General features: G+C 74.8%; 13 protein-coding genes. 7 read left to right on the top strand and 6 right to left on the bottom strand.

The window, feature by feature from the left end; all coding sequences use genetic code 11:
* The 3 genes from ahcY to LV78_RS33095 all read left to right on the top strand — a co-directional run.
* A partial coding sequence (gene ahcY / locus LV78_RS33105) for an adenosylhomocysteinase (RefSeq protein ID WP_253849960.1) occupies positions 1-1,441 on the top strand: 1,441 nt, incomplete at its 5' end.
* Between the two features lie 156 nt (positions 1,442-1,597).
* Positions 1,598-3,340 (top strand): choice-of-anchor M domain-containing protein, encoded by a 1,743-nt coding sequence (locus LV78_RS33100; protein WP_253849959.1) that lies wholly within the window; start codon positions 1,598-1,600, stop codon positions 3,338-3,340.
* Positions 3,337-4,065 (top strand): choice-of-anchor M domain-containing protein, encoded by a 729-nt coding sequence (locus tag LV78_RS33095; RefSeq protein ID WP_253849958.1) that lies wholly within the window; start codon positions 3,337-3,339, stop codon positions 4,063-4,065. Before LV78_RS33100 ends, LV78_RS33095 begins: the two co-directional genes overlap by 4 nt.
* Here LV78_RS33095 and LV78_RS33090 read toward each other — a convergent pair.
* Entirely contained in the window at positions 4,049-5,206 is a 1,158-nt protein-coding gene (locus LV78_RS33090) for an ROK family transcriptional regulator (RefSeq protein WP_253849957.1), read from the bottom strand. The genes LV78_RS33095 and LV78_RS33090 overlap by 17 nt on opposite strands.
* 49 nt (positions 5,207-5,255) lie before the next feature.
* Here LV78_RS33090 and LV78_RS33085 point away from each other — a divergent pair, with 49 nt between their 5' ends.
* A complete protein-coding gene (locus tag LV78_RS33085) occupies positions 5,256-5,915 on the top strand; it encodes an HAD-IA family hydrolase (RefSeq protein WP_253849956.1) in 660 nt (219 codons plus the stop codon).
* A gap of 25 nt (positions 5,916-5,940) precedes the next feature.
* Here LV78_RS33085 and LV78_RS33080 read toward each other — a convergent pair whose 3' ends face one another.
* Positions 5,941-7,932, bottom strand: a complete 1,992-nt coding sequence (locus tag LV78_RS33080) for a heavy metal translocating P-type ATPase (RefSeq protein WP_253849955.1) — start codon at positions 7,930-7,932, stop codon at positions 5,941-5,943.
* A 3-nt stretch (positions 7,933-7,935) separates the two neighbouring features.
* The gene (locus LV78_RS33075; protein WP_253849954.1) at positions 7,936-8,301 is read right to left on the bottom strand and encodes an ArsR/SmtB family transcription factor; all 366 of its coding nucleotides are present in this window, start codon (positions 8,299-8,301) and stop codon (positions 7,936-7,938) included.
* A 71-nt stretch (positions 8,302-8,372) separates the two neighbouring features.
* Between LV78_RS33075 and LV78_RS33070 the strand changes: the two genes are divergently transcribed.
* On the top strand, positions 8,373-8,819 hold the full coding sequence (locus tag LV78_RS33070) for a hypothetical protein (RefSeq protein WP_253849953.1): 447 nt from the start codon (positions 8,373-8,375) through the stop codon (positions 8,817-8,819).
* 167 nt (positions 8,820-8,986) lie between these two features.
* On the top strand, positions 8,987-9,652 hold the full coding sequence (locus LV78_RS33065) for a DsbA family protein (protein WP_253849952.1): 666 nt from the start codon (positions 8,987-8,989) through the stop codon (positions 9,650-9,652).
* Positions 9,653-9,697: 45 nt separating this feature from the next.
* On the opposite strand, the gene LV78_RS33060 is transcribed toward LV78_RS33065, so the two are convergent.
* The 3 genes from LV78_RS33060 to LV78_RS33050 all read right to left on the bottom strand — a co-directional run bounded on the left by LV78_RS33060 (position 9,698) and on the right by LV78_RS33050 (position 11,769).
* Positions 9,698-10,312: an MFS transporter gene (locus LV78_RS33060; RefSeq protein ID WP_253849951.1), complete on the bottom strand. Its 615-nt coding sequence runs from the start codon at positions 10,310-10,312 to the stop codon at positions 9,698-9,700.
* A 99-nt stretch (positions 10,313-10,411) separates the two neighbouring features.
* Positions 10,412-10,759, bottom strand: a complete 348-nt coding sequence (locus LV78_RS33055; protein WP_253849950.1) for an MmyB family transcriptional regulator — start codon at positions 10,757-10,759, stop codon at positions 10,412-10,414.
* An 80-nt stretch (positions 10,760-10,839) separates the two neighbouring features.
* Positions 10,840-11,769 carry a DMT family transporter gene (locus tag LV78_RS33050; protein WP_253849949.1) on the bottom strand — a complete coding sequence of 310 codons (930 nt, stop codon included), beginning with the start codon at positions 11,767-11,769 and terminating at the stop codon, positions 10,840-10,842.
* Between the two features lie 44 nt (positions 11,770-11,813).
* On the opposite strand from LV78_RS33050, the gene LV78_RS33045 reads away from it, so the two are divergent.
* A complete protein-coding gene (locus LV78_RS33045) occupies positions 11,814-12,665 on the top strand; it encodes a LysR family transcriptional regulator (protein WP_253849948.1) in 852 nt (283 codons plus the stop codon).
* The last annotated feature ends 83 nt before the right edge of the window (positions 12,666-12,748 follow it).

Below are 12,748 nucleotides of genomic sequence, written 5' to 3'. Positions count from 1 at the left end.
CCGCAACGGCATCGACTTCGCCGTGGCCGATCTGTCCCTGGCCGACTTCGGGCGCAAGGAGATCCGGCTCGCCGAGCACGAGATGCCCGGTCTGATGGCGCTGCGCCGCGAGTACGCCGAGGTGTACCCGCTCAAGGGCGCGCGCGTGTCCGGTTCGCTGCACATGACCGTGCAGACCGCCGTGCTCATCGAGACCCTCGTCGCGCTCGGCGCGGAGGTCCGGTGGGCCTCCTGCAACATCTTCTCCACCCAGGACCACGCCGCCGCCGCCGTCGTGGTCGGCCCGCACGGCACCCCCGAGGAGCCGCGCGGTGTGCCGGTGTTCGCCTGGAAGGGCGAGTCCCTGGCCGAGTACTGGTGGACCGCCGAGTCCATGCTCACCTGGCCGGACGGTCAGGGGCCGAACATGATCCTGGACGACGGCGGCGACGCGACGCTGCTGGTGCACAAGGGCGCCCAGTACGAGAAGGCCGGTGTCGTCCCGGCCGCTTCCGAGGACGACTCGGAGGAGTGGGCGCTGGTCCTGGAGACGCTGCGCAACTCCCTGGCGTCGGACGCGGGGAAGTGGACGAAGATCGCCGAGGGCATCCGCGGGGTCACCGAGGAGACCACCACCGGCGTCATGCGCCTGTACCAGTTGGCCGCCGCGGGTGAGCTGTTGTTCCCGGCGATCAACGTCAACGACGCGGTCACCAAGTCGAAGTTCGACAACCGGTACGGCATCCGCCACTCCCTGATCGACGGGATCAACCGGGGCACCGATGTGCTCATGGGTGGCAAGGTCGCGGTGATCTGCGGTTACGGGGACGTGGGCAAGGGCGCGGCGGAGTCGTTGCGCGGGCAGGGCGCGCGGATCGTGGTGACGGAGATCGACCCGATCTGCGCGTTGCAGGCGGTGATGGACGGCTACGACGTGCAGACCCTGGAGTCGGTGCTGCCCAAGGCCGACATCGTGATCACGACCACGGGCAACAAGGACGTGGTGCGCATCGAGCACATGGCGGCGATGAAGCACCAGGCGATCGTGGGCAACATCGGCCACTTCGACAACGAGATCGACATGGCCGGTCTGGCCCGCTTCCCCGGTGTGCGGCGGATCAACATCAAGCCGCAGGTGGACGAGTGGGTGTTCCCGGACGGGCACTCGATCCTGGTGCTCTCGGAGGGGCGTCTGCTGAACCTGGGCAACGCGACCGGTCACCCGAGCTTCGTGATGTCCAACTCGTTCTCCAACCAGGTGATCGCGCAGATCGAGCTGTTCGGCAAGCACACCGAGTACGACCGCGAGGTCTACCGGCTGCCGAAGAAGCTGGACGAGAAGGTCGCCCGCATCCACCTGGAGGCCCTGGGCGGGGAGCTGACCAAGCTGTCCAAGGACCAGGCCGAGTACATCGACGTCGACGTGGACGGCCCCTACAAGCCGGAGCACTACCGCTACTGATCGCGGTCGCGACCGCAGCTGACTGAGGAAGGCCGTGCTCCCCGGAAGTCCGGGGAACACGGCCTTCCTGCGTCTCACCCGTCACCGCCAAGTTGAAAACCGTTGTCATTTTCTTTAAGTTCCTCCTGTCGGACCCGGTTCCACGAGAGGACTTCCGTGTCACAGCTCGAAGCGCGACGCCCGTCGCGCCTGATCTCCCTGCTCGCAGGCCTGGTGGGCGCAGGCCTGCTGCTGGGGTCCGCCCCCGCCCTCGCGGCTGACTACGACCCCGCCGAGGGCCGCGAGCTCCTCGGCGCGGGCGCGCACGTGGACGCGCTCTACCCGCAGGTCGTCGACGGCAAGCTCCAGGTCAAAGCGCTGACACCGGGCGGGGTCACAGACCCCGAGCGGGTCGCCCTGCACGTTCCCGAGACCGAGACCTCGCGGGTGAAGCTCCCCGCCGGGTACGACTTCCTCGGGCCGGAGGGCACCGAGGCGTGGGTCACCACCGAGGCGCAGGACAGCTCCGTGGTGTGGCCCGGCTGGTCGTTCGAGGGCATCGACCGTGGTGTCCTCAAGGGCACCGTGAAGATCAGTTACACCGGTTTCGGGTACGCGGGTTCCTCGGCGGAGCCGCGCTTCGCGGTCACCCAGCCCGGCGGCTTCGACCGCACCAAGGTGAGCAAGGTCTTCGTCCCCGGCACGACGTTCACCTCCACCACCGGCGAGGTCGGCGGCCACACGCACGCCACCTGGTCGTTCACCGCCAAGGGCACCTACGACATCGGCTTCAAGGTCAGCGCCACCCTGCTCGACGGCACGGCGATCTCCGACGACGCGACCGTGCGGTTCATCGTCGGCGCCCCGTCGGACACCACCGCCGAGCCGACCCCGAGGACCGACCCGCCCGCCACGGACGGCATCACGAAGCTGACGGCCGTGCCGAACAAGGTCGACGCCGAGTACTTCGTCGGCCAGACCGTCACCCTCACCGCCCTGTCCCCGCAGGCCGACCAGAAGGGCGCGTACCGCTGGTCCACGACCGCGCCGGGCTCGTCGACGCCGGTGGTCGACCCGAAGCAGACCACCGCGACCTTCACCACCAAGCCGAACCGCGCGCTCGACGGCACGGTGGTGCGCGTGGCGCGGCTCGCCGAGGACGGCTCGGTGCTGGAGGAGTCGGACCCGCTGGAGATCCACGTCCAGGCCATCCCGCCGACCACGACGTTGACCGCGAAGGCCGACAAGGCCGAGCACGCCGTGGGCGACATCGCGAAGTTCACCTCGGCGCAGGACCCGAAGACCGAGGACGAGCACTACCACTGGTACCTGAAGAAGCGCGGCGAGGCCGCGTACGCGTGGATTCCCGAGTCGCGCCTGGCCGACCAGGAGCTGCCGATCACGGCCGACCTGGACGGCGCCTACGTCACGGCACGGCTGTTCAACGCCGACCACTCGGTGCTGTCCGAGTCGGAGCCGCTGGAGCTGAAGGTGACCGGTGGCGCGGCTGCGGCTGCGGAACTGGCCTCGGACAAGGACTCCTACCGCGCCGGTGAGACCGCGACGTTCACGCTGTCCGGTGTGGACGGCGCCACGAGCGTCGAGTGGTCCGCGCGCAGCAACGGGGAGAACGACTTCCTGCCGATCGAGGGCGCGAGCGGCACGACCTTCAGCAGGGCGCTCGACCGGAGCTGGGACGGCAGCCAGGTCAGGGCCGTGGTCCGCGACGCGGGTGGCGCGGTGCTCGCCGAGGCGGACGTCCCGCTGGTGCGCGTGCAGGAACCCGAGCCCGCGCCCGAGGTGGCGGCGGAGTCCGGGGGCGTGCCCACCGGGTACCTGATCGGCGGCGCGGTGCTGCTGGTGGTCGTGATCGCCGGGATCGGGCTGGCCGTGCGCGGTCGGCGCAGCTCCAAGGCGTGAGCGGTCTCCTCCGCGTCCTCCTCGTGGCTCTCCTGCTCGGCGTCGCCACCGCTCCCCCGGCTTCGGCGGCGCCGCTGGAGATCCGGGACGGGCACGTCGACATCGGGCCCGCGCTGGTGGACGGCGCGTGGCAGGTCAGGGTCGAGGACGACTCGACCAGCCCGCCCACGTGGCGCGACCCGGCCGAGGTGGTGCTGCGCATCGGTGACGCCGCGAAGGCCGCCATCCCGGCCGACCCCGCCTACGCCTTCCTCGGCCAGGCGGGCGAGACCGTGCACCTGATGCCGCAGACCCGCAGGTCCGGGGTGCTGTGGATCGGCTGGAACACCCGGCACGAGAGCGTGCTCGCGCAGCGCCCGGAGGCGATCTCCCTGTCGCTGCACGACGTCGAGGGACCGGGACGGCTGCGGGTGTACCTGGACTACGGCGGTTTCCGGCCGCCGAAGACGGTGTGGGACAACGAGGAGCTGGCGATCGAGGCGGGCGCGCACACCCACGCGAACTGGGCGTTCACCGCGCCCGGCGAGTACCGCGCCCGGTTCACCGCGCGGATCACCCCGCGCGGGGGCGAGGCGGTGGAGGCGACGTCGACGCTGCGCTTCCTGGTCGGGGACGCCACCAGCGCGTCGGCCGAGGAGGACGAGCCGTTCCCGTGGGCGATCACGGGTGCGGTGGCGGCGCTCTCCCTGCTGGCGGCGGCTTTCCTGCTCAAGCGCCGCCGGTGACCCCGGTGGACCAGCGCGCGAGCAGGTCGGCGCCGAGCACCCGGTCGAACACCGACAGGCCGATGCCGATCAGCGGGGCGTCCTCGTCCGAGCGGGCGGCCACGACCACCGGCGGCGACTCGCGGTGCACGGCCATCAGCCCCGCCCACGCGGCCCGCTCGAAGCTCTCGGCGGCGGCGTCCCGCACGGACGCGGCCAGCCCACCGAGGGTGACCAGGTCGGGGTCGAGCGCGTTGACCAGTCCGGCGATCCCGCGCCCCAGGTCGGCGGCCAGTCCGGCGCGGGCGCGCGACGCGGACCCCCGGTCGGCGTAGAAGTCGCGCAGCCAGGCGCGCGGATCACCGGTCACGGTCCGGTCCGCGCGCCGGGCGACCGCGCCCGCCTCGAACCCGGCGCTCCAGCACCCCCGCGCACCGCACGGGCACTCGACGTCGGGGTCGCCGAACGGCAGGTGCCCGAACTCGCCGTGCAGCCCTCGGGCGCTGGGCGCGGGCACGCCGTCGACCAGGAGCGCGCCGCCGATGCCGACCTCCACCACCACGTGCAGCAGGGTGCGCGGGCGCGGGGTGTGCAGGCGGGCCTCGGCGACGGCGGCGGCCGTGGCGTCGTTGCCGACCACGGCGGGCAGGCCGGGCGGGGCGATCCGGTCGACCGGCACGTCCCGCGAGCCGAGCGCGGTCATCCGCAGCCGGTCGTCCGCCACCGGGCCGGGGACCGCGACGCCGATCCCGACGACGCGGTCGCCCAACGGCGCGGCGAGGTCGGTGATCCGCGCGCGGAGCCCGGCGAGCAGCGCCTCGGGGTCCGCGCCGTCGTGAGCGCCGCCCGCCACGACCTCCACCACCCCCGCGAGGTCGCAGACGCCGATCCGCCAGTCGCCGTGCCGCAGGTCCACGACCAGGGCGACGGGACCGGCCGGGTGGGCGCGCACGGTGGTCGTTGGCCTGCCGGGACCGCCGGACGGGGCGCGGCGCTCCACGACCAACCGGGCGCGCGCGAGGCGTTTGACCAGGTCGGAGGTGGGCCCACTGGCCAGACCGAGGTGCTTGCCCAGCCGGGTCCTGGTGACGTCGGGCTCGCGCCGGAGCAGCGCGAGCGCGTCCGAGGCCGAGCGCCAGTGCCGTGCCTGGGCGGATGTCATGGCTCACGAATATACTCGCTCAACGATTTTACCGGGTTACCGTGTGCCCGTGGAGACGAACCCGATGACGGCGGCGCCCTGCGCGGGGCTGCTGTTCGACTGCGACGGCGTGCTCGTGGACTCCGAGGCGAGCGTGACGAGCGCGTGGACCCGGTGGGCGCGCGAGCTGGGGCTGGACCCGGACGCGGTGATGGCCACCGTGCACGGCAGGCGGGCGGTCGACACCGTCGCGCTGCACGTGGAGCGGGAGCGGCGGGCCGAGGCGGTGGCGATGATCGACGCGTTCGAGCTGGCCGAGGTGGGCGCCACCACCGCGATCCCCGGCGCGGCGGAGCTGCTCGCGTCGCTGCCGCCGGACCGCTGGGCCACCGTCACCTCCGGCAAGCGCGACCTGGCCACCGCCCGCCTGCGCGCCGCCGGGCTGCCGGTGCCGCGCGCGCTCGTGACCGCCGGTGACGTCGCCAGCGGCAAGCCGCACCCGGAGGGCTACCTGGCCGGGGCGCGGCTGCTCGGCGTGGACGCGTCGCGGTGCGCGGTGTTCGAGGACGTGCCGGTGGGCGTGCGCGCCGGGCGGTCGGCGGGCGCCGGGGTCGTGGTGGGCGTGGGCGGGCGGGAGTTCGGCGCGGACCGGCCGGACGTGGTGGTGCCCGACCTGCGCGCCGTCCGCTGGACCGGCGAGGGGCTCGAACTGGCGGTCGGGATCGGCTGACCCGCCCGAGCCCTCGCAGCGGCGGTCAGCAGCGCTCGCAGCAGCCTTCGGATTTCGGACCGGCGGGGGCGACGGTCAGGTTCGGCGCCGCCGGGCCGTCCGGCACGTGCGGCAGCGGCGTGATCCGGGCCGCGCGGACGGCGTTGAGGATGACCAGGACCTCAGCGCTCTCGTGGACGAGCACCACGGTGGCCAGGCCCAGCACGCCGAACCCGGCCAGCGGGATCAGCGCGCCGATGATCACCAGGGACAGCGCGACGTTCTGCAGCATCACCCGGCGGGCGTGGCGGGCGTGCGCGAGGACCTGCGGCAGGTGGCGCAGGTCCTCGCCCATCAGCGCCACGTCGGCGGTCTCGATGGCGACGTCCGCGCCCATCGCGCCCATCGCGATGCCGACGTCGGCGGTGGCCAGGGCGGGGGCGTCGTTGACGCCGTCGCCGACCATCGCCACGGGGCGGCGGCCCCGCAGGTCGGCGACGATGCGCGCCTTGTCCTCGGGCAGGAGTTCGGCGTGCACGGTCGTGATGCCCGCGCGCTCGGCCAGCGCGGTGGCGGTGCGGCGGTTGTCGCCGGTCAGCATCGCGGTGCCGATACCCAGCCCGCGCAGGCCCGCCACGACCTCGGCGGCCTCCGGGCGCAGCTCGTCGCGGACCGCGACCGCGCCCAGCAGCGCGCCGTCCCGCTCGACGAGCACCACCGTGGCGCCCTGGCCCTGCCACCGGTCGACCTCGCCCGCCAGCGGCCCCGGCGGCACCCAGCCCGGCTTGCCCAGGCGCAGCGCGCGGCCGTCCAGGACGCCGGTCAGGCCGTGGCCGGGGACGGCGGTGACGTCCTCGGCCACCGCCGCCGGGGCCGAGGCGTCCAGGACCGCGCGGGCGAGCGGGTGCTCGCTGCGCGCTTCGAGCGCCGCCGCCACCGACAGCACCTCGGCGCGGCTGGCGCCCGCCACCGGCAGGACCGCCACGACGGCGGGCGCGTTGCGGGTCAGGGTGCCGGTCTTGTCGAGCGCGACGACGCCGACCTTGCCCAGCTCCTCCAGCGCCGCGCCGCCCTTGACCAGCGCGCCCTGCCTGCTGGCCGCGCCGACGGCGGCCACCACGGTCAGCGGCACCGAGATCGCCAGCGCGCACGGCGAGGCCGCCACCAGCACCACCAGCGCGCGTTCGGCCCACAGCAGCGGGTCGCCCAGCAGCGCGCCGACCCCGGCGATCGCCGCCGCCAGCACCATGATCGCGGGCACGAGCGGCTTCGCGACCCGGTCGGCCAGGCGCTGCCCGACGCCCTTGCGCTCCTGGGCCTGCTCGACGACGTGCACGATCCGCGCCAGGGAGGAGTCGGCGGCCCGCGCGGTGACCTCGACCTCGACCGCGCCGCCGCCGTTGATGGCGCCCGCGTGCAGCACGTCGCCGGGACCCGCCTCCACCGGCACCGACTCGCCGGTGATCGCGGACAGGTCGAGGCTGGTGCGCCCGGCGCGGACGACGCCGTCGGTGGCGGCCCGCTCGCCGGGGCGCAGCACCAGGCGGTCGCCGATCACCAGCTCGTCCGGCGCGACCTGGACCTCCGCGCCGCCGCGCAGGACGGTGGCGGTGGGCGGGACGAGGCCCAGCAGGGCGCGCAGGCCGCGCCGGGTCCGGGCGATCGCGTAGTGCTCCAGGCCCTCGGCGATGGAGAACAGGATGCCCAGCATCGCGGCTTCGACGGTCTGCCCGAGCAGCACCGCGCCGATCAGCGCGATGGTCATGAGGGTGGCGACGCCGATCCGGCGGCGCAGCAGTCCGCGCAGGGCGCCGGGCACGAACGTGGCGGCGGCCACGACGGCGGCGACCAGCTCCAGCCCGACGCCCACCCGCTCGGCGCCACCCAGCCCGGTCAGCCACCCGACGGCGAGCACCACGGCGGCGACGAGCGCCAGCCGCAGTTCGCGCACCTGCCACAGCCGCTCCGGTCCGTGGTCCTCGTCCGCCCCCGCCGCCGTCTCGCGGCGGTCCTGCGGCCCGCAGCACGTGTCCGACATCCCTCACGCCTCCGAGGTGACGTGCTCGCCCAGCACCGCGGTGACCAGCGCGCGACCGCGCGCGGTGAGCGAGTGCATGACCATGCGCCCGTCACGCCGTCCGGCGACCAGGCCCGCGACGCGCAGCTGCCGCAGGTGGTGCGAGACGAGGTTCTGCGCCTGGCCCACCACCCACGCCAGGTCGCACACGCACAGCTCGGTGCCGGGCAGCAGGGCCGCAGCGATGGTCAGCCGGGTCGGGTCGCCCAGCGCTCGGGCCCCGGAGGCCGCGGCCTCGACGGCGGGGAGCGCGGGCAGGTGGGAGCGGATCTCCTCGGCGTGCGGGAGGTCCAGGCACAGGAGTTCGCAGGCGTCGCGCTCATCGGTCACATCAACAAACTAACAGGTATTGATATGAAGGGGCCGGACGTCCCAGGGAGCGCGGGCGTTAACCTGATGGCGTGCCGGACGCGAGGAGCAGCGGGGCGCGGGCGGTGCTCGCGCGGGCAGCCGCGTTCCTGGCCGTCCTGATGGGCGTCCTGGTGCTGCACGGGTCGCTGTGCGCGAGCGCCGCCGAGAGCACCGGCTGCTGCGCGGTCCTCGCCGCCCCGGCCGACGCCGGGAGCACCCCGGTGGACGTCGAACCCCGCACCGACACCTGGCGCGTCGACACCCCTTCCGGAGCGGGCCTGACCGCCTGGACCGACGCCACCCCGACCTCCGAAGACCTGTCCGGCCTGTTCGGCACGTGCGTCGCAGCCCTGCTGGCCGTGCTGCTGGCGCTGGCCGCGCTCACCCGCCCGCTGCCGTGGTCGGCCGCGCTCGCCGCGCTGCGCCGGATCACCCGCCCGCGCCCGGTGGCCCTGAGCGCCCCGAGCCCGCTGCGCCTGTGCGTGTCCCGGACGTGACCGACCGCGCGTGAGCGCCGGACCGCACCACCCTGACTGAGCCGCGTCCCCGACGACGCACTCCCCCGCCTCCCCCGAACCCCGCCCCAGGGCCGGGACGCAGCGACCCCGCCACCGGCCGGGCCGCGCCCCGCCGTCCCCTGGGCGTCGCAGCGAACGGACGAAGGATGACCAAGAACCTCAAGGTGTCGCTCACGGCGGTCGCCGTCGTGGCGGCCGTGCTCGGCGCGCTGCTCTTCCTGAACCGCCCCGGCCTCCCCGGCGCGGCACCCGAGCAGCCCGCAGCCGCCGCCGACCCCGCCCTGCTCGTGCGACCGGACAGCCACAAGCTCACCGACCCCGCCGACTCGAAGGTCACCGTGGTGGAGTTCCTGGACCTGGAGTGCGAGGCGTGCGGGGCCGCGTACCCCGACGTGGAGCGGCTGCGCGCCGAGTACGGCGACCGCGTCACGTTCGTGCTGCGCTACTTCCCGATCCCCGGTCACGTCAACGCCGAACTGGCCGCGCGCGCCGTGGAGGCCGCTGGGAGGCAGGGCAAGCTGGAGCTGATGTACCAGGCCATGTACGAGACCCAGGCGCGGTGGGGCGACCAGCGGGTGTCCCACCGGGAGACGTTCCTCGGCTTCGCGCGCGGACTGGAGCTGGACGTGGCCACGTTCGAGGCCGACCTGGACGACCCGGCCACGGTCGACCGGGTGCTCGCCGACCGCGAGGACGGCGTCGCGCTCGGCGTCCGGGGCACGCCCACGTTCTTCGTGAACGGCGCGAGGTTCTCCGGCGCGCCCACCTACGACGGGCTCAAGGCCGCGCTCGACGCGGAACTCGGGAAGTGAGCCTCCCCCTCGGGAGTCCACAAAGGACTCCCGAGGGGGACCCGCTCACCCCGCGTGGGCCACCTCGGCGAGCCGCCCGCGCGAGAACCCCCAGACCACGCCGCCGACGCCGGTGAGCGCCAGCGCGGCCACCACGACCGCCGTCCAGCCGCCCGCCGTCCACAGTGGACCGGCCAGCGCCGAACCCGCCGCACCACCGAGGAAGTTGCACACCACGAAGGCCGTGTTCAGCCTGCTGCGCGTGGTCCCCGGCAGGGCGAACAGCCGGGTCTGGCCGAGCACCAGGTTCGCCTGCGCGGCCACGTCCAGCACGACGACCACGACCACCAGCGCGACGATCGACTCCCGCGCGAGCCACGCGCCGACCAGCGACAGCGCCAGCAGCGCGAGCGCCGCCCCCGTCGCGGGGACCGACCAGCCCCGGTCGTGCAGCGCGCCCGCCCGCCGCGCCGCGACGGCCCCGGCCAGGCCGGCGAGCCCCAGCAGCCCGATCCCGCCCGCCGAGTAGCCGAACGGCGGGGCGGTCAGCAGGTAGGTCAGCGCGGTCCAGAACAGCGAGAACACCGCGAACCCTGCCGCGCAGACCAGCAGCGTCGGCAGCGCGGCCCGGTGCCGGGCGACCGCGCCGAACACCGAGGCGAGCAGGCGCGGGTAGGGCACGGGCTCGCGCGGGTCCGGGGGCGGGTCCCAACCAACGGCAGCCAGGCGCGCGGCGGGAGTCCACGTCGTGAGGGGTAACACCGGTGCCCCCTCGTGGGCTCAGCCGTCGGCGGGCCGCAGGCTCGTGGTGGCCGCCGGGGCGGCGAGCAGCTTCAGCCCGTCCTCCGCCGACAGGTCCAGGGCCTCGTGGTCCAGCTCCCCCACCACCGGGTGCCGGAAGCGCTTCACTCCCCGGTCGTGCGGGTTCTTGCCCGCCGCGACCCGCAGCACCCCGACCGCCTCCCGGCTCACGCGCTCCCAGTCCAGGTAGAACGTCCGCACGGCAGGGCTCAGGAACGCGAACCGGGCGGTGTTCGCCCAGCACGACAGGTCCTCGTGCATCGGCGAGAACAGCGCCCGCCCACGCGCCTGAGGCCCTGCCGCACGGGCGAGGTCGCGCAGGTGCATCCGCTCGGTGTCGTCCAGACGCGGCGCGAGCGGAGGAACGCGCTGACCTCGTCCCTGCCGTCACCCCCACCTGGAGGCCCCTACCGCGCCACCCCGACGTCCACCCCCGACCGCGCCCGGACCGGCCTGCGGCTGAGCAGGATCCCGCCGATCACCACCGCGCCGCCCGCGACCGTGTTCCACCCCACCGGCTCCGCCAGCAGCAGCGCGCCCAGCGCCGTCGACCACAGCGGCGTCACGTACGTGACCGTCGACGCCACCGTCGGCCCCGCCTCGCGGATCAGGTCGAAGTTGAGCACGTACGCGTACCCCGTGCCCACCGCGCCCAGCACCACCAGCGCCAGCACCACCGGCGCGCCCGGCCACACCACCGAGTCGGACAGCAGCGGCGCGGCCACGAGCAGCTGGAGCGTCGCGCAGGTGATCTGCGCCGCCGACAGCGCGCTCGCCCGGTGCGGCCCGCCGGTCAGGAACCGCCGGGTGTACGCGAACCCCGCGCCGTAGCAGGACGTCGCCGCGACGCAGGCCAGCCCGCCGACCAGCACGTCCCCCTCCAGCCCCCGCCACGCGCCCAGCAGCACCAGCACGCCCGCGAACCCCAGCAGCAGCCCCGCCAGCCTGGTCCACGTCACCCGCTCCCCCGGCACCACCAGCAGCGCGAACGCCAGCGTCGCCAGCGGCGTGGTGGCGTTCAGCGCCCCGGCCAGCACCGAGTCCACCCTGGACTCGCCGAACGCCACCAGGGTGAACGGCACCGCGTTGAGCAGCACCGCGACCACGGCCGCGTGCCCCCACGTGCGCGCGTCGCGCGGGATCTGGGCGCGCTGCGCCAGGCAGATCAGCCACAGCGCCAGCGCCCCGAACAGGCAGCGCAGCAGCGCCACCTGCACCGGCGGCACGCCCGCGTCCACCGCGACCTTGATCAACGCGAAGCTGCTGCCCCAGATCGCGGACAGCAGCACGAACTTCCCGGTGGTCCCCACGCCGACGAGCATCACCCCGTGCCCCATCATGAGTCCAACAAGTGCCCACCCGTCACCCATGAGAGGCGCTCATGGCCCTGAACTTCGCCCAGCTGCGCGCGTTCCTCGCCGTGGTCGACGAGGGCGGCTTCGGCGCCGCCGCCGACGCGCTCGGCCTGACCCAGTCGGCCGTCTCGCACGCGGTCGCCGCGCTGGAGCGCACGCTCGGCCGCGCGGTGCTGTCCCGGCGCGGGCGCGCCGCCCCCACCGCGTTCGGCGCGGAGCTGCTCGCGCACGCCCGCAGCGCGGTCGCGGCGGCCACCGCGATCACCGACCTGGCCGAGCGCGACCGGGGCGGACCGCGCGGCACGGTCCGCATCGCCGCGCCGCCGACGGTGTGCCAGGGGCTGCTGCCCGAGCTGCTGGACCGGTGGCGCGCGGAGTTCCCCGGCGTGCAGGCGCGGGTGTTCGAGGGCGACGACGACGAGATCGACGAGTGGCTGGTGGACGGCACGGTCGACGTCGCGGTCCGGGTCGACCCGCCGCCGGGCGCGGGCGTGCTGCTGCGCGAGGACGCCTTCCACGCGCTGCTGCCCGCCGACCACCCCCTCGCGGGGCAGCCGGAGGTGGGCGTCGGCGAGCTGGCCGACGACCCGTTCCTGCTCTCGCGCGGCTGCTGCGAGCACCGCGTCCGGCAGGCCCACGCCGGTCACCCGTTCGCGCCCAGGCACCGGGTCAGGGAGCTGGGCACGCTGCTGGCGATGGTCCGCTCCGGCATGGGCGTCTCGCTCGTGCCCGGCCTGGTCGGCGCGATGCTGCCGCCGGGGCTGGTGGTGGTGCCGCTGCGCGAGCCGGTGACCCGCAGGCTCGTGCTGGCCGGCCCCGCCGACCGCGACTGGCACCCTGCGGTCACCGCGCTGGTGGACTCGGTCCGCGACGGCTGAACCCGGCCGCGCGAGGACGCGGCCGGGTTCATGTGGGGGCGGCCCGCCCCGCGCCGGGTCACGACGCGGGACGGGGCCGAATC

Origin of the sequence: Actinosynnema pretiosum (genome assembly GCF_024171695.1) — a bacterium.
Lineage (GTDB): Bacteria > Actinomycetota > Actinomycetes > Mycobacteriales > Pseudonocardiaceae > Actinosynnema > Actinosynnema pretiosum.
The sequence above is the reverse complement of the archived record's forward strand: the minus strand, read 5'-3'. Positions and strand labels throughout refer to the sequence as shown.

Coding starts and splice junctions, on each gene's coding strand:
- LV78_RS33045 (WP_253849948.1), top strand. CDS start 11,814: ATGGCCCTGAACTTCGCCCAGCTGCGCGCGTTCCTCGCCGTGGTCGAC.
- LV78_RS33065 (WP_253849952.1), top strand. CDS start 8,987: ATGACCAAGAACCTCAAGGTGTCGCTCACGGCGGTCGCCGTCGTGGCG.
- LV78_RS33090 (WP_253849957.1), bottom strand. CDS start 5,206: ATGACATCCGCCCAGGCACGGCACTGGCGCTCGGCCTCGGACGCGCTC.
- LV78_RS33080 (WP_253849955.1), bottom strand. CDS start 7,932: ATGTCGGACACGTGCTGCGGGCCGCAGGACCGCCGCGAGACGGCGGCG.
- LV78_RS33055 (WP_253849950.1), bottom strand. CDS start 10,759: ATGCACCTGCGCGACCTCGCCCGTGCGGCAGGGCCTCAGGCGCGTGGG.
- LV78_RS33050 (WP_253849949.1), bottom strand. CDS start 11,769: ATGGGGCACGGGGTGATGCTCGTCGGCGTGGGGACCACCGGGAAGTTC.